The sequence below is a fragment of the uncultured Kushneria sp. genome (assembly GCF_947497025.1).
Classification (GTDB): domain Bacteria; phylum Pseudomonadota; class Gammaproteobacteria; order Pseudomonadales; family Halomonadaceae; genus Kushneria.
Genome location: NZ_CANMFC010000002.1, coordinates 395,120 through 416,388, shown reverse-complemented (window position 1 = coordinate 416,388; position 21,269 = coordinate 395,120). Strand labels below are relative to the sequence as shown.

At 61.9% G+C, this 21,269-nt stretch carries 20 protein-coding genes, 3 pseudogenes and 1 riboswitch; of the genes and pseudogenes, 12 read left to right on the top strand and 11 right to left on the bottom strand.

From position 1 onward, the window contains the following. The first annotated feature begins 56 nt into the window (after positions 1–56). The gene (locus Q0931_RS05230; RefSeq protein WP_299257956.1) at positions 57–1,799 is read left to right on the top strand and encodes a glycerol-3-phosphate dehydrogenase/oxidase; all 1,743 of its coding nucleotides are present in this window, start codon (positions 57–59) and stop codon (positions 1,797–1,799) included. A 70-nt stretch (positions 1,800–1,869) separates the two neighbouring features. Here Q0931_RS05230 and Q0931_RS05225 read toward each other — a convergent pair whose 3' ends face one another. Next, positions 1,870–3,171 carry an SLC13 family permease gene (locus tag Q0931_RS05225; protein WP_299257954.1) on the bottom strand — a complete coding sequence of 434 codons (1,302 nt, stop codon included), beginning with the start codon at positions 3,169–3,171 and terminating at the stop codon, positions 1,870–1,872. Further along, complete coding sequence (locus Q0931_RS05220) at positions 3,165–4,013, bottom strand: amidohydrolase family protein (protein ID WP_299257952.1); 849 nt, start codon at positions 4,011–4,013, stop codon at positions 3,165–3,167. Before Q0931_RS05220 ends, Q0931_RS05225 begins: the two co-directional genes overlap by 7 nt. A 174-nt stretch (positions 4,014–4,187) precedes the next feature. Between Q0931_RS05220 and Q0931_RS05215 the strand changes: the two genes are divergently transcribed. Both Q0931_RS05215 and sbmA read left to right on the top strand, forming a co-directional pair. Then, entirely contained in the window at positions 4,188–4,925 is a 738-nt protein-coding gene (locus Q0931_RS05215; RefSeq protein WP_299257950.1) for a GntR family transcriptional regulator, read from the top strand. A 132-nt stretch (positions 4,926–5,057) separates the two neighbouring features. Then, positions 5,058–6,302, top strand: a complete 1,245-nt coding sequence (gene sbmA / locus Q0931_RS05210; RefSeq protein ID WP_299257948.1) for a peptide antibiotic transporter SbmA — start codon at positions 5,058–5,060, stop codon at positions 6,300–6,302. A gap of 98 nt (positions 6,303–6,400) precedes the next feature. Here the strand turns inward: sbmA and Q0931_RS05205 are convergent, their stop codons facing one another. Beyond that, positions 6,401–6,883 (bottom strand): universal stress protein, encoded by a 483-nt coding sequence (locus Q0931_RS05205; RefSeq protein WP_299257946.1) that lies wholly within the window; start codon positions 6,881–6,883, stop codon positions 6,401–6,403. A 261-nt stretch (positions 6,884–7,144) separates the two neighbouring features. Between Q0931_RS05205 and Q0931_RS05200 the strand changes: the two genes are divergently transcribed. Further along, entirely contained in the window at positions 7,145–8,092 is a 948-nt protein-coding gene (locus Q0931_RS05200) for a 2-hydroxyacid dehydrogenase (protein ID WP_299257944.1), read from the top strand. 66 nt (positions 8,093–8,158) lie between these two features. Beyond that, on the top strand, positions 8,159–8,740 hold the full coding sequence (locus tag Q0931_RS05195) for a sugar O-acetyltransferase (RefSeq protein WP_299257942.1): 582 nt from the start codon (positions 8,159–8,161) through the stop codon (positions 8,738–8,740). Between the two features lie 102 nt (positions 8,741–8,842). Here Q0931_RS05195 and murI read toward each other — a convergent pair whose 3' ends face one another. Continuing rightward, positions 8,843–9,673 carry a glutamate racemase gene (gene murI / locus Q0931_RS05190; protein WP_299257940.1) on the bottom strand — a complete coding sequence of 277 codons (831 nt, stop codon included), beginning with the start codon at positions 9,671–9,673 and terminating at the stop codon, positions 8,843–8,845. Between the two features lie 228 nt (positions 9,674–9,901). On the opposite strand from murI, the gene Q0931_RS05185 reads away from it, so the two are divergent. From Q0931_RS05185 to Q0931_RS05170, 4 genes and pseudogenes are all read left to right on the top strand, one after another. Next, entirely contained in the window at positions 9,902–11,206 is a 1,305-nt protein-coding gene (locus Q0931_RS05185; protein ID WP_299257938.1) for a DUF3100 domain-containing protein, read from the top strand. Between the two features lie 73 nt (positions 11,207–11,279). Continuing rightward, positions 11,280–11,707, top strand: a pseudogene (locus tag Q0931_RS05180) (NAD(P)-binding domain-containing protein); the annotation flags it as partial. Next, positions 11,684–12,157, top strand: a complete 474-nt coding sequence (locus Q0931_RS05175) for an NAD(P)-dependent oxidoreductase (RefSeq protein WP_299257934.1) — start codon at positions 11,684–11,686, stop codon at positions 12,155–12,157. The pseudogene Q0931_RS05180 and the gene Q0931_RS05175, both read left to right, overlap by 24 nt. Positions 12,158–12,171: 14 nt before the next feature. Continuing rightward, a pseudogene (locus Q0931_RS05170) lies at positions 12,172–13,814 on the top strand (aldehyde dehydrogenase family protein). Between the two features lie 45 nt (positions 13,815–13,859). Here Q0931_RS05170 and Q0931_RS05165 read toward each other — a convergent pair. Beyond that, on the bottom strand, positions 13,860–14,789 hold the full coding sequence (locus Q0931_RS05165) for a DMT family transporter (protein ID WP_299257932.1): 930 nt from the start codon (positions 14,787–14,789) through the stop codon (positions 13,860–13,862). A 95-nt stretch (positions 14,790–14,884) separates the two neighbouring features. Between Q0931_RS05165 and Q0931_RS16725 the strand changes: the two genes are divergently transcribed. Together Q0931_RS16725 and Q0931_RS05160 are read left to right on the top strand one after the other, a co-directional pair. Next, the gene (locus Q0931_RS16725; protein WP_366941573.1) at positions 14,885–15,235 is read left to right on the top strand and encodes a LysR family transcriptional regulator; all 351 of its coding nucleotides are present in this window, start codon (positions 14,885–14,887) and stop codon (positions 15,233–15,235) included. Next, positions 15,198–15,827, top strand: coding sequence for a LysR substrate-binding domain-containing protein (locus Q0931_RS05160; RefSeq protein WP_366941582.1), 630 nt, complete (start codon positions 15,198–15,200; stop codon positions 15,825–15,827). Before Q0931_RS16725 ends, Q0931_RS05160 begins: the two co-directional genes overlap by 38 nt. Positions 15,828–15,911: 84 nt before the next feature. Here Q0931_RS05160 and Q0931_RS05155 read toward each other — a convergent pair whose 3' ends face one another. The 6 genes and pseudogenes from Q0931_RS05155 to Q0931_RS05125 all read right to left on the bottom strand — a co-directional run bounded on the left by Q0931_RS05155 (position 15,912) and on the right by Q0931_RS05125 (position 19,934). Continuing rightward, positions 15,912–16,592 carry an energy-coupling factor ABC transporter permease gene (locus Q0931_RS05155; protein WP_299257930.1) on the bottom strand — a complete coding sequence of 227 codons (681 nt, stop codon included), beginning with the start codon at positions 16,590–16,592 and terminating at the stop codon, positions 15,912–15,914. A gap of 37 nt (positions 16,593–16,629) precedes the next feature. Beyond that, positions 16,630–16,830: riboswitch (cobalamin riboswitch) on the bottom strand. Positions 16,831–16,925: 95 nt separating this feature from the next. Further along, positions 16,926–17,117 carry a hypothetical protein gene (locus tag Q0931_RS05150; RefSeq protein ID WP_299257928.1) on the bottom strand — a complete coding sequence of 64 codons (192 nt, stop codon included), beginning with the start codon at positions 17,115–17,117 and terminating at the stop codon, positions 16,926–16,928. Positions 17,118–17,282: 165 nt separating this feature from the next. Further along, positions 17,283–17,519 (bottom strand): hypothetical protein, encoded by a 237-nt coding sequence (locus Q0931_RS05145; RefSeq protein ID WP_299257926.1) that lies wholly within the window; start codon positions 17,517–17,519, stop codon positions 17,283–17,285. A gap of 242 nt (positions 17,520–17,761) precedes the next feature. Beyond that, positions 17,762–18,638, bottom strand: a pseudogene (locus Q0931_RS16720) (TonB-dependent receptor); the annotation flags it as partial. Beyond that, complete coding sequence (locus Q0931_RS05130; RefSeq protein WP_299257922.1) at positions 18,584–19,327, bottom strand: hypothetical protein; 744 nt, start codon at positions 19,325–19,327, stop codon at positions 18,584–18,586. The pseudogene Q0931_RS16720 and the gene Q0931_RS05130, both read right to left, overlap by 55 nt. After that, the gene (locus Q0931_RS05125; protein WP_299257919.1) at positions 19,260–19,934 is read right to left on the bottom strand and encodes a TonB-dependent receptor plug domain-containing protein; all 675 of its coding nucleotides are present in this window, start codon (positions 19,932–19,934) and stop codon (positions 19,260–19,262) included. The genes Q0931_RS05130 and Q0931_RS05125 overlap by 68 nt, the downstream gene beginning before the upstream one ends. Positions 19,935–20,189: 255 nt before the next feature. Here Q0931_RS05125 and bioB point away from each other — a divergent pair, with 255 nt between their 5' ends. After that, positions 20,190–21,263, top strand: coding sequence for a biotin synthase BioB (gene bioB / locus Q0931_RS05120; RefSeq protein ID WP_299257917.1), 1,074 nt, complete (start codon positions 20,190–20,192; stop codon positions 21,261–21,263). The last annotated feature ends 6 nt before the right edge of the window (positions 21,264–21,269 follow it).

Here is a 21,269-nt window from a genome sequence, read left to right as displayed (position 1 = left end):
CCTCTACGGGGTCTCCCGTTACGGCGCGCCCTTTTTTTGAGACGCGGAGCAGGACGATGCAACTCAGGCAGAGCAATATCGACAGGCTGGCCGACGGTGCGGTCTACGACACGCTGATCATCGGCGGCGGCATCAACGGTGCAGTCTGTGCCGCGGCGCTGGCCGGGCGCGGCGTCAAGGTCGGCCTTGTGGAACAGGGCGACTTCGCCGGCATGACCAGCATGTGGTCGTCCAACCTCATCTGGGGCGGCATCAAGTACATGGAATCGCGGGATTTCAAGCTGGTGCGCGAACTCTGTATCTCGCGCAACCATCTGATCAAGCACTACCCCTCGACCGTGCAGGAGATCCGCTTTCTCACCACGATCACCAAAGGCTTTCGCTGGCATCCGCTGATGCTGTGGGCGGGCACCTGGATCTACTGGCTGTTCGGCAACGGTTTTACCCGAGTGCCGCGCCTGCCAAGCCTTGCGACCATCAACCGCGAGGAGCCGGTGATCAACACCGAGTCGGCGACCGGCTGTTTCGAGTATTCCGACGCTTTCCTGCACGACAATGACGCCCGCTTTGTGTGGAACTTCGTGCGCACCGCCATGAACAGTGGCTGTGTGGCGGCCAACTACGTCGAAGCGACCGGTTTCGAGCGCCAGGGAGAACTCTGGCACGTGGGCCTCAGGGATGTCATGAGCGGGCGCGAATGGACGGTCAAAACGAAGACGCTGGTCAACGCCTGTGGCCCGCTGGCCGACCGCACCAATTCGCTGGCCGGCAAGCAGACCGAGCACAGTCACGTGCTCTCCAAGGGCATCCACCTGATCGTCGACCGGATCACACCCAACAAGCGCGTGATGGCGTTTTTCGACGAGGATGGGCGGCTTTTCTTCGCCATCCCCATGGGCACCCGGACCTGCATCGGCACGACCGATACCCGCACCGAAGACCCTCACGCGGCCATCACCGATGATGACGTCAGTTTCGTGCTCGATAACATCAACGCGCGTCTGTCGCTCGACAAGCCGCTGGACCGCGACGATATCATTGCCACCCGCTGTGGCGTGCGGCCGCTGGCGGTACAGAACACCAGCGGCAAGGACCGTGATTTCCTGCAACTGTCGCGCAAGCACGAGATCGACTCCGACATTAACCAGGGATTTATCAGCATCTTTGGCGGCAAGCTGACCGACTGCATCAACGTCGGCGAGGAGATCGTTGATCTGGTCAAAACAATGGGCATCGACATCCGCTTCCCGGATTATCGCTGGTACGGCGAGCCGGTAGACGCCGTGCGCGACGAGTTCTTCCACCAGGCGCGCCTGATGAAGCTTGACGACTACACCGATGCCAGCGCCTCCGAGCCGCTGTCGACCCGGCTGTGGCGGCGCTACGCAGCCCACGCCATCGGCATGCTGGAGTACATTCGTGAAGACCCGCGCCAGGCGGAGATTCTCATCGAAGGGACCGAATACATCCGCGCCGAGGTGCGCCAGGCCGCGCGTCGCGAGATGATCACCAAACTCGAGGACTTCCTGCGCCGCCGCTCCAAGATCAGTCTTGTCTCGCGCCAGGAAACCATCCGCCAATCGGCAGGACTCATGGAGGCGTGCGAGCTGCTGTTCGGCGAGGATGCCCAAATGCGCTTTGATGAATATTTCCGCGACCACCCCGTGACCAACGGTATCGCCCGCGACCCCGGTGCCGGCCCGCTGCCGGCCGATGGCGTCACCAATGATCCCGCATCCGATCAAAAAAAGGCCCCTGAGCACCACAAGGAAGGGGATTTCGAGACGCTGAACTGGTAGGCGCTCATGACAACGCCGCCGGGGGAGAACCCCGACGGCGCAAGCCTCTTTTCTTCCTGTGCAGATGGGACTAGAAGACAAACGCCAGCGCCAGATTGAAGGCCAGCGCCACGACAAAGCCCAGCGGTGCGGCGCGAAACAGCAGCTTCGGAAAAAGCGCCGTGCGGCTTTCCTCGCTCGGGCAGGAGCCCAGGATCAGACTGCCCCCCGAGGAGAAGGGCGAGATGGAAGTGGCCTGAGCACCCACCACGATGCTGATAAAGATGATCATCGGATCAATCGCAAGGCTCTGGGCGATCGGCAGTACAATCGGAAACAGCGCCGGCGTCACTACGCCCAGGGTGCTGGCAAACAGCGACATCATCGCCGCAATCACGCCAAACACGACCGGAACCAGCACCGGCGGAATGCTGCCGCTGATCCAGGACGCGAGCAGATCGATGGTGCCGGCCTTCATGGCAATGGCGATCAACATGCCCACGCCGCAGATCATGATCAGCGTGCCCCACGGGACGCTGGCAATTGCCCTGCGTTCATCTCCCAGTTTGAGCAGCAGCGCAATGACGGCAAAGACACTGGCGACCAGACCGATATCGACGCGGGCATTGATGTAGCCCACCAGGGCATTGTCAGGCGCAATCAGGGCCGCGATGGGGGGCACGAGCACCACGGCCATCATGATCAACGTCAGCAACAGTGTCATGCGCTGGTCGCGATCAAGCGGTTTGGGCGCCTCGACATGCGTCATGGCATCGGCCATGGCGCGCTTGTTGCCGGCCAGAAAGACAAAGCCCGTGATCACGATCAGCGGGATCACCGCCGTGGACAGGAAAATGCCGATCCCGTTGAGAAAGGCCGTGCCTTCCGACACACCGGAGGCGGTCATGAGGCCCCGGAAGATGATGCCGCTCTGGCTGGAGACAAAGTTGGCGCCGGCCAGCGCGCCATAGTTCACCGACATGCCGCCGACGATCAGACTCAGCCCGGTACGTGCACAGAGCAGGATCGTAATGGGTGCCATGAAGGCCAGTACCGTGTAATACCCCGCCCCCAGTGCCGAGATCAGGGTCGAGGCGCCAAAAATGGCGTAGGGCAGCAGGTGGGGAACATTGCGACAGCGATACATCATGTGTTCGGCCAGCTTTTCCAGCGTGCCGTTGACGATGGCAAAGCTGTAGAACAGACAGACCGCGAAGATGATGAAAAAGAGCTTCAGGGGCCAGAGGTTGATCACCTCGGAAGGCGTCATGCCCATCACGAAGCTGCCGATCCCGTAGGCCAGAGCGATGGCAAAAAGCCCGATGTTGATGCGGGTCAGGTATCCCAGTGCAATGGCCGCCACAATGGCCCCGACAATCAGCAGACTCAGCATGGCGAAGCTTCCTGTGCATCCAGCATGAAAAGGCGTGTCGGGTTATCGATCAGCACCTTCCGGCGTAGTGCTGCATCGGGCATGAGGGCGTCGATGAGCGCAAACTGCGCCTCATAATCGGTCTGCTCCTCAAAGCGGGTATGCGGCCAGTCGCTGCCCCAGACCAGACGTTCGGCGTGGCCAAGGGCGTTGCAGAGGGTATCCATGCTGGCACGGGCCTGATCGAGGCTCAGCCCGCTGCGGTAGGTGGCCGATAGCTTGACCCACAGATTGCCTTCCCCCAGCCGGTCCAGAAACCACCGGTGTTCGCTGCGCGAGGCGTCGATCGCACCGCCTTCCGGCAGACCGAAGTGATCGATCACGACCGCCACGTTTGATGCCAGGATGGCCGGTACCACCGACTCGAGATCCTTCAGCGTGCGTTGAATCTCCACCGACCAGCCACGACCGGCCAGTCGACTGAAAAACGCCTGCCAGTGCGCCTTGCGGTAATCGTCCAGCGTCTGCCCGACCAGATTGAGGCGTATGCCGACGACACCGGCGTCGCCAAGGGCGTCAAGCGAGGCATCATCGATCCCTGGATCGACCACGGCCGTGCCCCGCAGGCGGTCGGCATGTTGGCGCAGCGCCGAGAGCATGTAACTATTGTCGGTGCCCAGAAAGCTGGGCTGTACCAGCACACCATGCGAGAGCCCGCAATGGTCCAGATGCGCCAGATACTGGCTGACATCGGCATCGTAGTCAGGGCTATAGCGCCGCTGACTCGTCATGGGAAGATGCTGACTGAAGATATGGGCGTGGGTATCGACGCCGGTAAGGGAGGAGCGGCGTGTATCGATCATTCGGATTCCCTGCGTTGCCTGCCTCCTGAGCACCTTCTCATGAGCACAGTGTTATCGTTATCTATTCATCTATATGAATTTTGACCTTATAGCGGCCCGGTATCATGGTCAATCCGTCCGCGATGCGACATTGGTGTTATATATTAATACCTACTTAAATTATTGCAGGTGTTCATGAGTGCATGGAAAGAAGGGTCGGATGCGCGTCTGCCGCTGTATCAAAGGCTGCGCGAGGAGATCATGGACAGAATTGCCAGCGGCGAATGGCCCCCCGGAGAGACCATTCCGACCGAAGCGGAATTGACGCGACGCTACAACATCGCGGTGGGCACGGTACGCCGGGCCATCGATACGCTGGTCAATGAGGGGTTGCTGGAGCGTAGCCAGGGCCGTGGTACGTTCGTCCGCCGGCCGGATTTTGATGCCTCCTTCTTCCGCTTTTTCCGTCAGGTCAACGCCGCCGGGCAGTCACGGGTACCGACCAGTCGTATCCTGTCTGCTTCGCTCCAGACACCGCCACCAGCTGCCGCCAAAGCACTGGAGCTGACTGAACATGAGTCATGCATCTGCCTGGAACGACTGCGAGCCATGGAGGATGGGAGCCTGCTTGCGGAGAAGATATGGCTGCCGGCTTCCCGTTTCTCCGGCCTTCTCGAGATCCCTCTCGAGCAGTTTGACAACCTGCTTTACCCCTTTTACGAGGCAAGGTTCGGTCAAAGCATCGGTTCGGCACGCGAGACGCTGACCATTGACTCGGCCGATGCCGCCACGGCCGACATGCTGGGCATTGCCCCTCGTGATCCTGTGGTGGTGATCGAGCGTACCGCACTGGGCTATGACCGCACGCCACTGGAATATCGCTGTTCCATGGGCGCTGCGGCCACCTTTCGTTATCAAATCGAGATATCCTGAGCGGCTTTTTCTGACCCGCAAACAGGCTTCAGACGCTCTGAGCAGTGAACACTCCCCGTCTCCCGGGGTCGATGAAGGATACGCGGCCCATCGGGTCTGTCTGAATGTTGTCGCTACCGCAGGAACTCTATCGTGTTACGGTCATTTTTCCCCAACCCGCCCCTGTTTTTCTCAAGCATTGTGGTCTGGGCGCTGATCTGCATCGGTCTCTGGCAAATGGGCGTCAGCGACTGGGGCGCGGCGATCGGGCTACCGCCGCTGGCCGAGGGCGAGGCGCTGCCCGTGGATGTCTCGCGCTTCTGGGCGCCGTCAATGCTCTGGTTTTATCTCTACTACACGCTGTGTGTGGCGGTATTTGCCATGGCGTGGGCCCTGTATGACCCCCATCGCTGGCAGCGCTGGTCAATTCTGGGCAGTGCGCTGATCATCTTCATGACCTGGTTTTCGGTGCAGACGAGTGTGGCGGTCAACGCCTGGTACGGACCGTTCTGGGACATGATTCAGCAGGCGCTGGGCGGCGACAGCGGCGTGACGGTCACTGATATCTATACCGGCATGTTCAGCTTTGCCGGCATTGCCTTTGTCGCCGTGACAGTGGGTGTGCTCAATTATTTCGTGGTCAGCCATTACATTTTTCGCTGGCGCTGGGCGATGAACAACTTCTACATGCGCCACTGGTCACAGCTGCGCCATATCGAGGGCGCGGCCCAGCGTGTGCAGGAAGACACCATGCGCTTTTCAACCACGCTCGAAGGCCTGGGGGTGAATCTGCTCAAGTCGGTGATGACCCTGATTGCCTTCATGCCGCTGCTGGTCACGATGTCGCAGAACATTACCGAGCTGCCGCTGATCGGGCACATTCCCAATGCACTGGTGTGGTCGGCCATTGCCTGGTCACTCTTTGGTACCGTGCTGCTGGCCGTGGTGGGCATTCGCCTGCCGGGGCTCGAGTTTCGCAACCAGCGCGTCGAGGCGGCCTATCGAAAGGAGCTGGTCTACGGCGAGGATGACTCGGAGCGCGCCGACCCGGTCACTGTCGCGACGCTGTTCAACCGGGTGCGACAGAACTACTTTCGCCTTTACTGGCACTACGCCTACTTCAACATTGCCCGCATCTTCTATCTGCAGGCCGATGTGGTCTTCGGGCTGATCGTGCTGGCCCCGTCGATCGTGGCCGGCAAGCTGACGCTGGGGCTGTTGCAGCAGATTCTCAACGTCTTCGGCCAGGTGCGGGAATCGTTTCAGTATCTGGTCAACTCCTGGTCGACCATCATCGAGCTGCTCTCGATCATCAAGCGTCTGCGCGCCTTTGAAGCCGTGATCGATCATGGCGAATCGAGTGACGCGCCGCTGCGATCAAACGAACCGGCGTCATAGCGCCCGGTCAGCGCCTGGCGGCCCCAGAAAGGGCCGGGAGATGCCGCCATGGCATCAGTCAGTACCCGGCCGATAGCGACATGCCGCCCGATGAAGGCTCAGGGAGTGGCGCTGTCATCCGCTACCGGATCAGGAACATGCAGCGTAATCACCGTACAGTGGGCCACATGGGAGACCTTGTGCGACACGCTGCCCACGACCAGCCCCTTCAGGTCACTGAGGCCGCGACTGCCCATCACAATGGTATCGATATCCAGCTCGCGGGCCAGCATCACGATGGTCCGTTCCGGACGACCCGGCGGATTGTCTTCCACGTGGAAGTGGACCTCCGCCGAGGGCGAGCCCACCTGAGCCCAGGCCTTTCTCAACAGTGACTCGCCCTCCTCATGTCCCTGTGCCGGCGTGTAATCCACCGGTGTCGACCCGGTCTGCGCCCCCATGTGATCGAGCGCCACGGGCGGCTCGACAATATGGAGAAGATGCAGGGTGCCGCCATCGGCCCGCTGCATCAGACAGGCGTGCTCCAGCGCCCTGAGGGCACTGCGGGAACCATCCAGGGGTACCAGAATATTTTGTGACATGACCCACCTCCTTCTCCGGCCGCTGACGACCCTGCGCCCAGGGGATGGCCGCCAGACAGCACAACGAGTGACAGGACAGACCCCGTCGCATGACCGAGCCGGCCCCATACCCTGTTATATTAGCATTCCATCCATGCCCACCCTGGGCTCGATGGTCGTATGCCTCACCCCATGGACCGCGTCGGCCGCTACCCTGTCCATGACTCGCCACGGTAAGGTGGCGCCATCGACCCCCCGTGCGGCACAAGGAGATTTTCCGCCATGGCGATTCATCTACTGGTCGTGACCCGCCTGTCACGCCACCATCAGGACCGCATCGAGGCCGCCGGTATTCGGCTGCACATGGCCGAAGACGCCGAGACGCGCCGCAGGATTCTTGAGCACCACCGTGACGATATCCGCGCGGTCATGACCATCGGCACCATCGGGTTCAGTGCCGAGGAGATGGACACCCTGCCGAAGCTGGGCCTGATCTGCGCCCAGGGGGTGGGCTTTGAAGGCATCGACGTATCAGCCGCCCGCGAACGCGGCATCGTGGTGACTCACGGCCCCGGCACCAATGCCGAGACCGTCGCCGACCACACGCTGGGGCTGGTGCTGGCCTGCCTGCGCCGCATCCCCCAGGGCGATGCCGGCCTTCGAAAGGGCCGGTGGAAAGAGATTCGTCGCAGCGCCCCGGTGCTGCACGGCAAAACCCTGGGGCTGCTGGGCATGGGCAACGTGGCCCGCGCCATCGCCCGACGCGCCCATGGCGGCTTCGACATGCCGATTATCTACTTCGCCCGCCAGCCGAAGGCAGACCTCGACTGGCCGCATGAAACGGACGCAAAACGGGTGGCCGAACAGGCTGACGTGCTGGTGAGCACCCTGCCCGGCGGGCCAGAGACCCACCATCTCATCGATGATGCCCTGCTCGCCGTCATGAAGCCTGACAGCATCGTGGTCAATATCGGCCGCGGCAGCGTGGTGGACAGCGAGGCGATGGCCCGGGCAGTGAGGGAGAAGCGACTGGCCGGCGCCGCCCTCGATGTGTTCGAGCATGAACCCGAAGTGGCGCAGGCGCTGAAGGACGAACCAAGCATTGTCATGACGCCCCATACCGCTGGTCTCTCCCCCGAGGCGCTGGATGCCACCGTCGAACTGGTGATCCAAAACCTCGAAGCCTTTCGTGATGGCAGGCCGCCGGTGACGCCGGTCCCCGGCACCTGAAAGGCAGGGCACCGGCCCCTTTCGACCTGCCCCCTTTCGAAGTCACGGACCTCACGGGAGAACGCCATGAAGGATGACCACTCGACCGATCACCGATCCCAGAAGCAGAAGATGCTCGCCGGCGAGCTCTACCTCGCCGATGACGCCGAACTTGCTCATGATGCAGGCGTTGCCAAAGCCGCCATGGCCGAATTTGCCCGACGTTTTGAGCACGATGTCGACGACGCCAATACCATTCTGAAAGGCCTTTTCAGACAGTTTGGCGATACCGCGCACATACGAGCGCCGCTGTATGTCGACTACGGCTTCAACATCAGCTTTGGCGAGGGCGCCTTTGCCAATTTCGGTCTGATGGCGCTGGACGTGGCGCCCATCACCATCGGCCGGGACGTGCAGATCGGTCCCAACGTGCAGCTGCTGACGCCGACCCATCCGATTGACGCCCAGGCGCGCCGGAACAAGCTGGAAGCCGGCGCCCCCATCGTCATCGGTGACAACGTCTGGCTGGGCGGCGGCGCGATCGTACTGGCCGGCGTTACCATCGGTGAGAACAGCGTCATCGGTGCCGGCGCCGTGGTGACCCGGGACATTCCGGCCAACGTCGTGGCGGTTGGCAACCCGGCCCGCGTGATTCGACAGCTTGATTGAGTGATACACCTCACGACGCCGGTCTCGGAGTAGGGGTGGGCCACCAAGATGGCACTCGTGATATGCCCGTCATCGAGGCCTGTCGTCCTGCGCTATCTGTCGTTAACGAACGAAGAGAGGCACGCCCGGATCATGGGCACACGTCACAATCTCGCCAAACCCCTCGGCCCTGACCCGCGCTTCAAACCCGGCCTCTACCGGCAGTGCGCCAGTTACATGGAAACGGCCAGCAGAGCTGTCACCCTGCGTCAGTGAGCTGTCACCCAGCACAACCTCCAGCCGTCGAGCGACCGCGTCACCCGAATCAATCAATTGAACGTGGCCGCCCAGCTGCGCCTGAATCGGCTCTCGAAGCAGCGGATAGTGCGTGCAGCCCAGCACCAGCTGGTCGAGCGAGCGCCACTCGGGATCGTGCAGGGGAGAAAGCTCGGCGGCCAGCGCGTCACCATCGAGTGTGTTTGATCGCCAGTACTGCTCGGCCAGCGTCGCCAGGTTCGGGGCCCCCACCGTCACGACCCGGCAGTGACCGGCAAAGCGCTCGATCAGGGTCGCGACGTGGGCGCTTTTCACCGTGCCCGGGGTGGCTAGCACGCCGATGACACCGCTGCGACTGGCCGTCGCGGCCGGTCGAATCGCCGGCACTACGCCCACTACCGGTATCGACAGACGCGCTCTCAGCGCAGGCAGCACCACGGTCGAGGCGGTATTACAGGCGATCACCACCGCATCGACCGGACGAGTCGCTACAGCCCGTGTGATTAGATCGCATACGCGAGCGATCAGCGCCTCGGCATCAAGATTGCCATAGGGGAACGCTGCGCTGTCAGCGATGTAGTGCTGCGAAAGTCCCGGCAGACGATGGCGAATGGCCCGCGCAATGGTCAGTCCGCCTATGCCGGAATCCAGCAGCCAGATGGCTCGCGTCTTCTGCATGACTGTTTTGCCTGCTTCCCGGTTCGAGTATTAGATGGTCATGTGTATGTCAAGCATGACGTCCGATCATGCCAATGCAGAAGAATATCTCAGCGACACATCGCCGCGCTTCCCCATTCCCCCGGGTCGTTAATAATGGTAGCACTCGTGATGAACACGAGGCCCATACAATAAGCGCCGGCCGGTCATGACCTGCCGTACGCCAGACAACACAATGGGAACATTGCCATGACCTCTGTCACCCGAGCGTCTCCGCTCGATCTTCTGCGCCTGCATTTCCTGGTCGTCGTCCTCTCGCTGATTGCAGAGTGGATCGGCATCATCAAGATTCCGCTGGGCGTTGGTACGCTGTTATTGCTGCCGCTGTTTTATGCCTTTTTGCTGGCCATTGCCCTTAACCCGCATCTTTCCAGCCAGTTTCATGCGCTGGTGCCGCCACGCCTGAGCGATGCAGCCTCCCCGCTGATCCTGATTGCGATCATGCCGTTCATTGCCCGCTTTGGGTCTACCATCGGGCCATCGATCGATCAGATCATCAGTGCCGGGCCAGCGCTGATCCTTCAGGAACTGGGCAATCTGGGCACCATGCTGATCGCCCTGCCGTTTGCCTTGCTGGTGCTGAAAATGGGTCGCGAATCGATCGGGGCGACCTATTCGATTGCGCGTGAACCCAATATCGCAATCATCTCGGACCGCTATGGCCTGAAGGGTCCGGAAGGGATCGGCGTGATGGGGGTCTACGTGGTTGGCACCATGTTCGGCACCCTCTGGTTTGCGCTGATGGCCGGTTTTCTCGGCTCGGCGGGCTGGTTTGACCCGCGCGCGCTGGCGATGGCCTGTGGCGTGGGTAGCGGCAGCATGGTGGCGGCCTGTTCAGGGGCGCTGGCCGAGGCCGTTCCTGCCATGCGCGAGGAGCTGTTCGCCTTTGCCGGGGCCAGTAATCTCCTGACCTATGCCACCGGCCTTTATGTGTCGCTCTTTATCGCCCTGCCGGTCGCGGAGTGGCTCTACAAGCGGCTCAGCCCCAAACGCCAGGCGACTGCCTCTATCAATCCCGCCGATGCCGACAGCGCCACAGAGGCGGCGGCTGAACTTCGCCCCGAGCAGCAGATCGGCCGGACCGCGATGATGCTGGCAGCCGTCTGCGTGGTGGGCTGGATCACCAATGTGATCAGCGCCGGCACGCTCTGGGGCGCCCTGCCGGGCATGATCATTCTTTACGTCATGAGTCTGATCGGACTGCTCATCACCCGGGCCATGCCCTTCTACCTGCCGGCGATTGCCTGGATATCGCTGGTCAGCATTGTCATGACCCTGCCGTTTTTTCCCGGTAATGCCTGGCTGGTAGCGCAGCTGTCGCAGGTCAACTTCCTGGCCATCGTCACGCCCGTGCTCGCCTACGCCGGCTTCGTCCTGTCGAAGCAGGAGTTCAGCATGTTCCGCCGTACCGGCTGGAAGCTGGTGCTGGTGTCGCTGCTGGTGTTCACCGGCACCTATCTCGGTTCGGCAGTGGTCGCCCAGATCCTGCTTTAACCCGCAACGGTGTGGCACACCTTTACCGGCGTGCCACACCCACGTTGATCCCTTTCGCATTACGGAGACACGCATGTCCATGAAGATCGTTGTCATCGGCCCGGGGCAGATGGGGGGGGGGGGCAATATGGCGCTCACGCTCAAGCGCGCCGGCTTTGAGGTCACGGGTATCGACCCCAGCGAACAGGCGCGACAGCGGCTGAGCGATCAGGGTCTGAATGTGGCCAGCGACGCCGCGCTGCCCTCTGCCGAGGTCTATCTGCTGTCACTGCCCACTTCCGATCATGTTCGCACGGTGATCGAATCAAGCCCCGGGCTTCTCGAGCACGCCGCGCGTGGCAGTGTGGTGATGGATACGTCAACCGGTGATCCGATGGTCAGTCGTGAATTGGCCCAAAAGGTCACGGACGCCGGCCTTGAATGGCTGGATGCCCCGGTCAGCGCGGTCCGAAGGGCGCCGCTACCGGCAGGATAGGCATGCTGCCCGGCGGCGAGGCATCCACCATCGAGCGGGTGACCCCGGTGCTCGAGGCGCTTTCGGCTCGCCATACCCATGTTGGCCCAGCCGGCAGCGGTCATATGGTCAATCTGGCCAACAACTACCTGTGTGCAGCCAACCTGATCGCCACCGGCGAGGCCGTCGCCATGGCCGCCAGAGCCGGGGTCGACCCGGCAGCCTGTCTGGCCGGGCTTAACAGCGGCTCGGGGCGCAGCGCCGTCAGCGAGGTCAACTTCCCCGAATGGATTCTCTCGGAGCGTTTTGACTCGGGCTTTACCACCGGCCTGATGCGCAAGGACCTTCGCCTGGCCCGTGATGCCGCCGAGCAGCTGGACACCCCGAGGGCCCTGCTGAACCATGTGGTCGAGCGCTGGCATGAGGCGCACGACATCGAGGATCAGCAAGACTTCAACCGCATCGCCGATGCCCTTCTCGCCTCAGCCCGCAAGTAACAGGAAATGCTGTCATGTCGACCCCTTCTGCACTGAACGAGCGCGCAAGGGCGCGCCTTGAGACCCTGCTGGATCACTTTGGCCTGTCTCACGACGAGGCCCCGGCCACCAACTGGATCGACGGCGAGGCCGTCATCGGCCAGGGCGAATCGATCACGCTGCACAACCCGGTTACCGGTCAGCCACTGGTGAGCTACTTCGATGCCGGCCAGACCCTGGTTGAACGAGCCGTCAGCGCCGGCACGCGTGCACAGATCGAATGGATGGGCCTGACCGCCAGCACCCGCGGCCGACACATGAATGCCGCCATTCGGGCGCTGGAAGGACAGGAAGAGTCACTGGCGCAGCTGGAAAGCGTGGTGGCCGGCAAGCCGATCAGCGACTGTCGAGGCGAGGTCGGCAAGGTGCGCGAAATGTTCGAGTACTACGCCGGCTGGTGTGACAAACAGCATGGCGAAGTGATCCCGGTGCCCACCTCGCATCTTAACTATGTGCGCCACGTGCCCTATGGCGTGGTCGGTCAGATCACGCCCTGGAATGCGCCGATGTTCACCTGCGCCTGGCAGTTGGCGGCCGGTAACGCGGCCGTGCTCAAGCCCTCGGAGCTGACGCCCTTCACCTCGGTCGTGATCGCAAGGCTTTTGGAAAGCGGCGGGCTGCCCAAAGGGCTGATCAACATCATCAACGGCGTGGGCCCGACCACCGGTGCCGCCCTGACCGATCATGACGGCATCTCGAAGCTGGTGTTTGTTGGCTCGCCGGAAAGCGGCCGCCTGATTGCGCAGGCCGGCGCGCGCCGCCTGGTGCCAGCGTGCTGGAGCTCGGCGGCAAATCCGCCAACATCATTTTCAATGACGCCAGACTCGATGACGCCGTGGCCGGCGCTCAGGCCGCCATTTTTGCCGCTGCCGGGCAGAACTGTGTGGCGGGATCACGTCTTTTGATTCAGCGCGACATCTTCGATGAGGTCGTTGAACGACTGGGACGCGCCGCGGCACAGATTCCGGTGGGGCTGCCGGAAGACGATGCCACCCGCATGGGACCGCTTCAAAACGCCCGGCAGTTCGAACGGGTCATGGCCATGATCAATACGGCGATCGAATCCGGCGCCCGCCTCATGACCGGCGGCCATCGCCCACAGGGGCTGCCCGAAGGGACCGGCGGCTACTATCTGGCGCCTACCATTCTGGCCGATGTGACCCCCGACATAGCCATTGCCTGCGAGGAGGTGTTCGGTCCGGTGCTGGTCGCCATGCCCTTCGATGACGAAGCCGAGGCCATCCGCCTTGCCAATGCCACCCGCTTTGGGCTGGCCGGTGCTGTCTGGACACAGGATGTCGCCCGCGCCCATCGCGTGGCCGGCAAGCTGCGGGCCGGCACAATCTGGATCAACAGCTACAAGGCGATCAACGTCATGTCGCCGTTTGGCGGCTTCGGCGACAGCGGCTTTGGGCGCTCCAGCGGTCTGGATGGCCTGAAGGAGTACACCCTGCCCCAGAGCGTCTGGGGGGAAACCGGCGGGCAGGCAAGCGTGGCGATGGGGTATGGCAACGGCGTGGGGTGGGTCTTTCCCATGAGACCTGTAAGCCCACCTTTTGGTGGGCTTTTTTGTGCTGCCATGCCGGGATCACGCGAACGCTTTTCGGTGTGCCCCTGAGCTTGGGTGTGCCCCTGAGCTTGAATGAAGACAGCACGCCATTCTCTATCGCGTCACGACAACCAGACCGACCAGCAAGAGCACTCCGCCCGCCAGGAAGTTGATCGTCAGGGGCTCGCCGAGCAAGAACGCCCCGAACAGCACGCCAAAAATCGGGGATAGAAACGAAAAGATCCCCAGTTGCGAGGCAAAGTAGCGCCGGAGCAGTGCGAACCACAAAAGCAGTGCGGCAAAGGAGATGACCAGCGTCTGGAAGGTCAGGCTGGCGAGCGCTGCGCCCGTGAACTGAATACGCCCAAAATCGCCCAGCAGTATCGTGGCGGGCAGCAACAGCAGACCCGCAACGGTCAGCTGATAGCATAATGTCTGGACCGGCGGCGCCTCGGAAAGCGATGAACGACGGATCACCAGCGTCGTGGCCGCCCAGGCAAGACCGGCCAGCAGACCCAGTAGATCACCCCGCAGAATGTCGCCGGCGTTGTCAATATCAGTATCCGGCGCCATGGCCAGCACCATACCGCCAAAGGCCAGGGCCACCCCGATCCACTGACGTCGCGTTAGCTGCTCGCCCGGCACCCATAAATGCAGCCCCACGGCCGCAAAGACGGGTGCCGTATAGAGAAACACCGACATGTGCGAGGCCAGCGTATGGTTGAGCCCCCAGGCGACAAACAAGAACTCCGCGGCAAATCCCACCCCCACCAGCACGCCCGGACCGATATGCGCCCGCATATCGCGCAGCCGAATGCCCTGCCACCAGGCCAGCGCCGCTACCAGCACGGCCGCAAGCGATGAACGCAGCGCTACCTGTGACAGTGGTGACATGTCCTCGGCCACCATCTTGATGGCCACCTGCTGAGCCCCCAGCACAATGCAGAACAGCACCATCAGGGCGCTGGCCTGCAGGTCCAGCCGCCGGCGTACCGATCTGCTGTCTGTCGATAGAGTGGGCGTTGCCTGTCCGGTGTTCTGCATATGGCCTCCTGTCAGTCACAGGCTTCAGTGGAGCATTTGCCGGGGCCGTCGCCAAACGATTAATCTGGGGATCAAGGCTCAGGAAAACTCAACCCATGAAGATTGAACGCCTCCCCCTGAATGCGCTGCGCGCCTTTGTCGAGGCGGCCCGCACGCAGAGCTTCAAGCACGCTGCCAATAGGCTGGGGGTGACGCCCGGTGCGGTCAGCCGTCAGATCAAACAACTCGAAGACCGGCTCGGCGTTACGTTTTTTGAGAGACATGCCAACGGGGTACAGCTCAACGAGATCGGGCGGCAACTGGCCCAGGACATCGACAGCGGCCTTGAGCACATCGCGGCGGGTGTCGCGACCGCGCGGGAGAGTGCACGACAGACTCCGCTGCTGACGCTCAGCGCCCCCCACCTTCCTGCAGCTGTGGCTGCTGCCACGGCTGGCCACATTTGAGGCTCACATTGGCGGTCTCGATATTTCGCTGGAGTCCAGTGACACCCTGATCGTCCCCACCTGGCGAGGCAACGGGGCGCGTCTGGCGATACGCTATGGCCGCGGCCCCTGGCCGGACGTGACGAGTTACCGGCTGTTAGGCGATGAGCTGTTCCCCGTCTGCGCCCCCTCACTGCTCAAACAGCACGGCCGGCCCATGAGGCCCGCCGACCTGGCCCATCACACCCTGCTGGAAGTGGCCTGGCCTTCGCAGGGCATCAATTTCCCTGGCTGGCAGGCCTGGCTCAGAGCCACCGGCGTGGCCGATCGGGTATCACCGACGCAGCGTCGTTATTCGGTGTCCGGTCTGACCATGGACCAGGCCATCGCCGGCCGCGGCATCATGCTGGCCACTCACCCTGTTGCGGCGGACCGGCTGAAAAGCGGCGTGCTGGTGCGCCCCTTTGGCGAGCAGCATGTCCTCGCCTCCCCCATGACCTACGACCTGTTGACGCCGGCCACCGGCGAGGCGCCACCGGCCGTGGCACGTTTTATGGACTGGCTGCTGGCCGAGGCCGCCGTATTCGATGATGAGACCCGCAGCACCCGCTGAAAACGGTTCCCGTCGCCACCGGACCACACCAAATAAAAAGCCCACCATTCGGTGGGCTTTTGCCATCTTGTCGGCAGACAATTCCTAAAGCACGGTGCGATGAAGCCGGGCGTTGAACAGTGTCCCTCGCGTGATCCCGTAAAAGGTTTTGGCGAGTGCGAGTACGCCAAGGTCGATCAGGGGTTCCAGAATGACCACGCTCATGTAGGCCACCCCGAACGTACTGACCTCGGTCAGGCTCTGTGCGGAGAATCCTTCGCCATAAAAGGCCCAGAAGGCAACCCAGAGCACGATGCCGCCCTGGTAGGTGGTCGACAGTGCCAGCGCCTGTTTGTAGGTCACATCGACGTAAGGGGTATCGTGTGGAATCAGGCGTCCGGCCAGAGCATTGATGCCCCAAAGCGGCACGATCAGGGTCGTGACGTTCATGCCGTACTGAGGCAGATCAAACGGCGCAAAAAAGAGCCCCTGAATCAAAAGCCCCAGCGCCAGACCAATGGCCGTGGGCCCGGCGCCAAACAGCAGCAACAGGGTTGAGCCCAGAATCAGATGGACTTCGGAAACACCGATGGCGTGATGGGGCAACACCTCAAAAAAACAGAAGACACAGAGCGTCGCCACAAGACTGCGACTAACCAGTGCCATGACACCGCTGGCTTCCAGCGTGCGCCGCGCCAGATGCGCCGTCAGCCCGAAGGCCCCGATGGCGGTGGCATAACTCAGGAGGATTTTAGCGCCCGTGACGACGCCCGGTTCGATATGCATGGAATGATCCTTGCTGCACCCACCGTGCAGGGATGTGATGGATTGGGGTCGACATGGCAGGTCTCCTGGCTTGCGCGTCATCACCCTTGCCTCACCTTCCCGGATATCCCAGTGGCGTATGAGGCAGGCTCGGCGCTTACAGTTGCGGGGGCAGCCGTGGCTTATAGCTGATCGCTCCACGTTCCCTTTTCATTCAAGACGGCAAGGCCGTCTTGAAACCATGACCCCGGCATTCTATGCCTCCCGGGCACAGCGAAGGCAATGCTTTTTAAAGCATTTGCTGATTAAGTGGCTATCGTCCTGACACTCAGATTCGGCCGCGGGCCCGACGCGTCAGGCAGCGCCTTCCAACGAGACAACGCTCCCAGAAGTACGCGCCAGCACCCCGTCTCTGATCGTGCAGAGCACCAGACCGGCATCACTGCCCTGCGCGCCGATGACGCGTTCGCCGCGGGCATTCCAGCCGCCGCTTTTGCCCCAGGTCTGCCAGCCGCCGGTATGAGAAACATGATTGGAAAGCAGCACCTGGAGCTGATGACGCTGAGCGATGCCGGCCAGCAGCGCTGCATCTGCCTCATACCCGGCGGCTGTGCCAGAGCAATGGTGACGTTGAGGGCATCGCCTGTCATGGGAATGCCTTTTGTGTGTTGGTCCTGGATATATAACGCGCCATGGATCACTCAAGCGCTTTCATGCCCTCCCCCTTGATGAGGGCACCGGAAACACCACGCCCGTCGCCGCCCAGCAGGCAATCGCCAGCGCCCGCCAGCCGTTAAAGTGTGTGGCACTGCGTGGGGTCGAAGCGTCGGGCTCAAATGAGGGCATGGCCAGTCGATGTGCCCGGTAATCGATAAGCACCTCACGAGCGTCATCGAGCTCCTGCGGCGGCACCTGCACCTTCACCCCTCCGAGCGCGGTCTCCCACATCCATTGCATCGTGATCAGATGCTCATCCGCTATGAAGGCCGTAAGGCCTCTGGATTCCAATAACCCCTTGAACAGCCGAGCCTCATGGGCCAGGTAAAGCGGGCAAGCGTAACGAGCGGGCCGGTGGGCATTTTCAGGGCTCCACAACCATGACGGTGGCCCCAGTGTAGCGCGCTCACTTAAGCGAACACGAATAAAAACGGCCGACAGAATGGTCGGCCGTATTCGTTATTTCGAAGGGGTTAGAACGAGTACGTCAGCGTAGAGGTGATGTTCATTGGCTCGCCGTAAACGCCGTAGCCGTCGAGATAGCTGTAGTACTTCTTGTCAAAGAGATTACGCACGTTGACCTGCAAGGAGAGATCCGGTGTGAAGGCGTAGCGTCCGAACAGGTTGACCAGCGTGTAGCTGCCCTGCTCGACCTTTTCATCGCCCTGTGGCCCCGGCACGTCGCGCTCAAGGATATGGCTTTGCCAGTTGAATCCGCCACCCACGGTCAGCGGCTCAAGCTGCGGCACGCGGTAGCTGGCAAACAGGTTCGCCTGAGTGCGCGGCCGGTCCGGATTGAAATCGCCCTGGGCCGAGGTCGCCGTGTAGTGGGTAAAGCCGGCCGTCATGTCGAGGTTTTCAGTCACCGCACCGGTGATTTCGGCCTCGAACCCTTCGCTGACCACATCGCTGACCGGCGTCGCTGACCGGCGTCGCTGTGGTGACGAAGGAGCCGGGAATTCCGACGATATCGGCCACGTTGTCCTGCTCGAGCCGGAAGACCGAGAAGGAAGCATTGACCAGGCCGTCAAACCAGGCCGCCTTGACGCCGGTTTCGTAGTTTTTGCCCGTGAGGGGATCGAGATAGCCGTTGCCGCCTTCCAGGCGATAGCTCTGCGGCTGGAAGATTTCGGTATAGCTGGCATAAACCGACCAGACATCATTGATGTCATAAATCAGCCCGCCGTAGGGCGTGACATCGCTTTGGCTCTGCGAATCGTTGCCCACGCCGGCTGACCAGGTTCTGCCGCGCCAGTCGGTGTAGCGCGCGCCGACAATCAGCGTCAGCGGGTCACTCAAAGAGAGTCTGGCGGCCGTGTAGATGGATTTCTGCCGAGTGCTGACGCGCTCGAGCGGGGCGAAGCTGCCCCAACCCGTATTGGGTGCAGTGCCGTTCCAGTTGTCGAGATCACCGACATCGAAGCATCGATGAAGCGATTGTCGTAGTCGTTGCTCTGGTCTGCGTAGCTGCCGCCGATGACCAGCTCATGCGCTCGCCCCATCAGCTCAAAGGGGCCATTGGCGTAAACATCGACCGAATCAACCTTGCGCTCGCCGCGATTCCAGCCGGTATAGAAGAAACTGCCCTGCCCGGTTTCGCGATTGGGTGAGGAGAAAAAGGGCTCGTAATAGGGTGCGGCCAGCTTGCTGTCGGCCTCGGTTTTCTCATGCGTGGCGGTGCCGTGTAGCTGCCAGTCATTGCCAAAGCGGTGCTCGAGCATGGCAAGGACCTTTTCCGACTCAAAGTCGTAATAGGACCAGTCCGGCGCCACGCTGAATGAGCGGGTATAGTCGGTGCTCCCGCCATCGCCATACCACAGCGGGAAGCCGCCCCAGGTGGGCGAGCTGTTATGGGTGTTCTGATAGTCATAGCCCACCGAGACGGTGGTGTTGTCGGTGACATCGGCATCAATGATGCCGTAGTCGAACTTTTTGCGGCTGCCGTAGCGGTCCAGATAGCTGTCACGATCCTCATAGCCGCCGATAAAACGGACGCGAACGTCGCCGGAGGCGGTCAGCGGGGTAGTGACATCCACCACGCCGCGCTTTTTGTCCCAGCGTGCCGGAGACAGAACCGGTCAGCTCACGACTGTCGGCGTGCTTGCGTACAAAGTTGACCGAGGCGCCCGGGTTGCCGGCACCGGTCATTAGTCCGTTGGCGCCTTTGACCACCTCAATCCGGTCGTAGATCGCCGTATTCTGCGCGCCTTCGCCGAAGTACCAGCGGCTGTCGGTATTGAGCGTCGGGATGCCATCGTACTGATAGCTGTTGATATCAAAACCGCGGGCGGAAAAGCGGACCCGGTCGCTGTCGATGCGTCGGGCCGAAACGCCGGTGGTATTCACAAGGGCGTCTTCGATCGTCTCGAGGTTCTGATCCTTGATGCGCTGTTCGGTCATGATGCTGACCGTTTGCGGAATCTCCTTCGGGGCCAGATTCATCCGCGTGCCGGCCCCGGTAGTGCGCCGGGTATAGCCGACGTTGTCGTAAAGGCTGGTCGCCGTGACGGTGAGGGTATCGATGGCCGCATCGGCCTGAGCGATCGCGGGCGTCATCAGGCAGGCGCCGGTGGTCACCAATGTCAGAGCGTGACGACCGGCAGGACCGGTACGGCGTGGGCGCCGACCGCAGAATGGCTTTTTCATGGTGTCCCTTGCTGGCACGTCTGGCGCGCCGGTTATCAGTGTTATGGCGACAGAATTCTGATGAACCGGTGAATGCAAAGTCAATGCTTTTAATATTAATTCTCATTTGCACGAGTTAAATACTCGTATTCTCGACCCTCAGGCGGTTAAAACCCGCCAGCAGCCCGTACTGGTAAACTTTTAAAAAATTTGAAGTTAACGAAAGACGCTGGCAGAGTTCCGTTATCTTTTAGAATCGAAAAGGTTAACAACGCCATGTCTGCCGCTCGACCTGATGCCGCCACCGCCCCGCCCTTTCGCCACGACTGGCAGCGTCACGAGATCGAGACGCTGCTCACCCAGCCCTTCAACGATCTGCTGTTTCAGGCGCAGGGCGTGCATCGCCGGCACTTTGATCCCAACGCCGTGCAGATCTCGACGCTGTTGTCGATCAAGACCGGCGCCTGCCCGGAAGACTGCAAGTACTGCCCGCAGTCCGGCCACTACAACACCGGTCTTGAGCGCGAAAAGCTGATGCAGGTCGAGGCCGTGCTGGAAGAGGCGCGCAAGGCCCTGGCCGTGGGGGCCAGTCGCTTCTGCATGGGCGCGGCCTGGAAGAATCCACGAGCAAGGGACATGCCGTACGTGCTGGAGATGGTGCGCGGCGTGCGGGCCATGGGGCTGGAAACCTGCATGACGCTGGGCATGCTGACCCGGGATCAGGCCGAAGCGCTCGAAGATGCCGGCCTTGATTACTACAACCACAACCTGGACACCTCACCGGAGTACTACGGCGAGATCATCACCACCCGCACCTACGCCGACCGGCTGGAGACGCTCGATCACGTGCGCCAGGCCGGTATGAAGATCTGCTCCGGCGGCATTCTCGGCATGGGCGAGAGCGTCAATGATCGCGCCGGTCTGCTGCAGCAGCTTGCCAACCTGCCGGTGCATCCGGAAAGCGTGCCGATCAACATGCTGATCCGCATCGAAGGCACACCCCTTGCGCACATCGAGGACCTCGACCCGCTCGAGTTCGTTCGCACCATCGCGGTCGCCCGCATTCTGATGCCCGCCTCTCATGTGCGACTGGCCGCCGGGCGCGAACTGATGAGCGATGAGACCCAGGCGCTGGCCTTTTTCGCCGGCGCCAATTCGATCTTCTACGGCGAGCGGCTGTTGACGGCGCAGAACCCGCAGGCCAATCACGACCAGCGTCTGTTCAAGCGGCTGGGGCTCTATCCGGAGCCGCGTCACGATGTCGATGACGCCACCCATGAGGCGGTGCTCAACGATCAGATCCGCAAGGCGCAGGTTGCCGCTATGACCACCGATGCCGCCGCCCATTGAGAGGGA

Excerpts from the sequence above, each read along its gene's own strand:
- Q0931_RS05230 (WP_299257956.1), top strand. The coding sequence starts at position 57 with ATGCAACTCAGGCAGAGCAATATCGACAGGCTGGCCGACGGTGCGGTC.
- Q0931_RS05195 (WP_299257942.1), top strand. The coding sequence starts at position 8,159 with ATGAAGGATGACCACTCGACCGATCACCGATCCCAGAAGCAGAAGATG.
- Q0931_RS05200 (WP_299257944.1), top strand. The coding sequence starts at position 7,145 with ATGGCGATTCATCTACTGGTCGTGACCCGCCTGTCACGCCACCATCAG.
- Q0931_RS05225 (WP_299257954.1), bottom strand. The coding sequence starts at position 3,171 with ATGCTGAGTCTGCTGATTGTCGGGGCCATTGTGGCGGCCATTGCACTG.
- Q0931_RS05175 (WP_299257934.1), top strand. The coding sequence starts at position 11,684 with ATGCTGCCCGGCGGCGAGGCATCCACCATCGAGCGGGTGACCCCGGTG.
- Q0931_RS05205 (WP_299257946.1), bottom strand. The coding sequence starts at position 6,883 with ATGTCACAAAATATTCTGGTACCCCTGGATGGTTCCCGCAGTGCCCTC.
- Q0931_RS05125 (WP_299257919.1), bottom strand. The coding sequence starts at position 19,934 with ATGAAAAAGCCATTCTGCGGTCGGCGCCCACGCCGTACCGGTCCTGCC.
- murI (WP_299257940.1), bottom strand. The coding sequence starts at position 9,673 with ATGCAGAAGACGCGAGCCATCTGGCTGCTGGATTCCGGCATAGGCGGA.
- Q0931_RS05165 (WP_299257932.1), bottom strand. The coding sequence starts at position 14,789 with ATGCAGAACACCGGACAGGCAACGCCCACTCTATCGACAGACAGCAGA.
- Q0931_RS05220 (WP_299257952.1), bottom strand. The coding sequence starts at position 4,013 with ATGATCGATACACGCCGCTCCTCCCTTACCGGCGTCGATACCCACGCC.
- Q0931_RS05145 (WP_299257926.1), bottom strand. The coding sequence starts at position 17,519 with ATGTGGGAGACCGCGCTCGGAGGGGTGAAGGTGCAGGTGCCGCCGCAG.
- Q0931_RS05155 (WP_299257930.1), bottom strand. The coding sequence starts at position 16,592 with ATGCATATCGAACCGGGCGTCGTCACGGGCGCTAAAATCCTCCTGAGT.
- bioB (WP_299257917.1), top strand. The coding sequence starts at position 20,190 with ATGTCTGCCGCTCGACCTGATGCCGCCACCGCCCCGCCCTTTCGCCAC.
- Q0931_RS05215 (WP_299257950.1), top strand. The coding sequence starts at position 4,188 with ATGAGTGCATGGAAAGAAGGGTCGGATGCGCGTCTGCCGCTGTATCAA.
- Q0931_RS16725 (WP_366941573.1), top strand. The coding sequence starts at position 14,885 with ATGAAGATTGAACGCCTCCCCCTGAATGCGCTGCGCGCCTTTGTCGAG.
- Q0931_RS05185 (WP_299257938.1), top strand. The coding sequence starts at position 9,902 with ATGACCTCTGTCACCCGAGCGTCTCCGCTCGATCTTCTGCGCCTGCAT.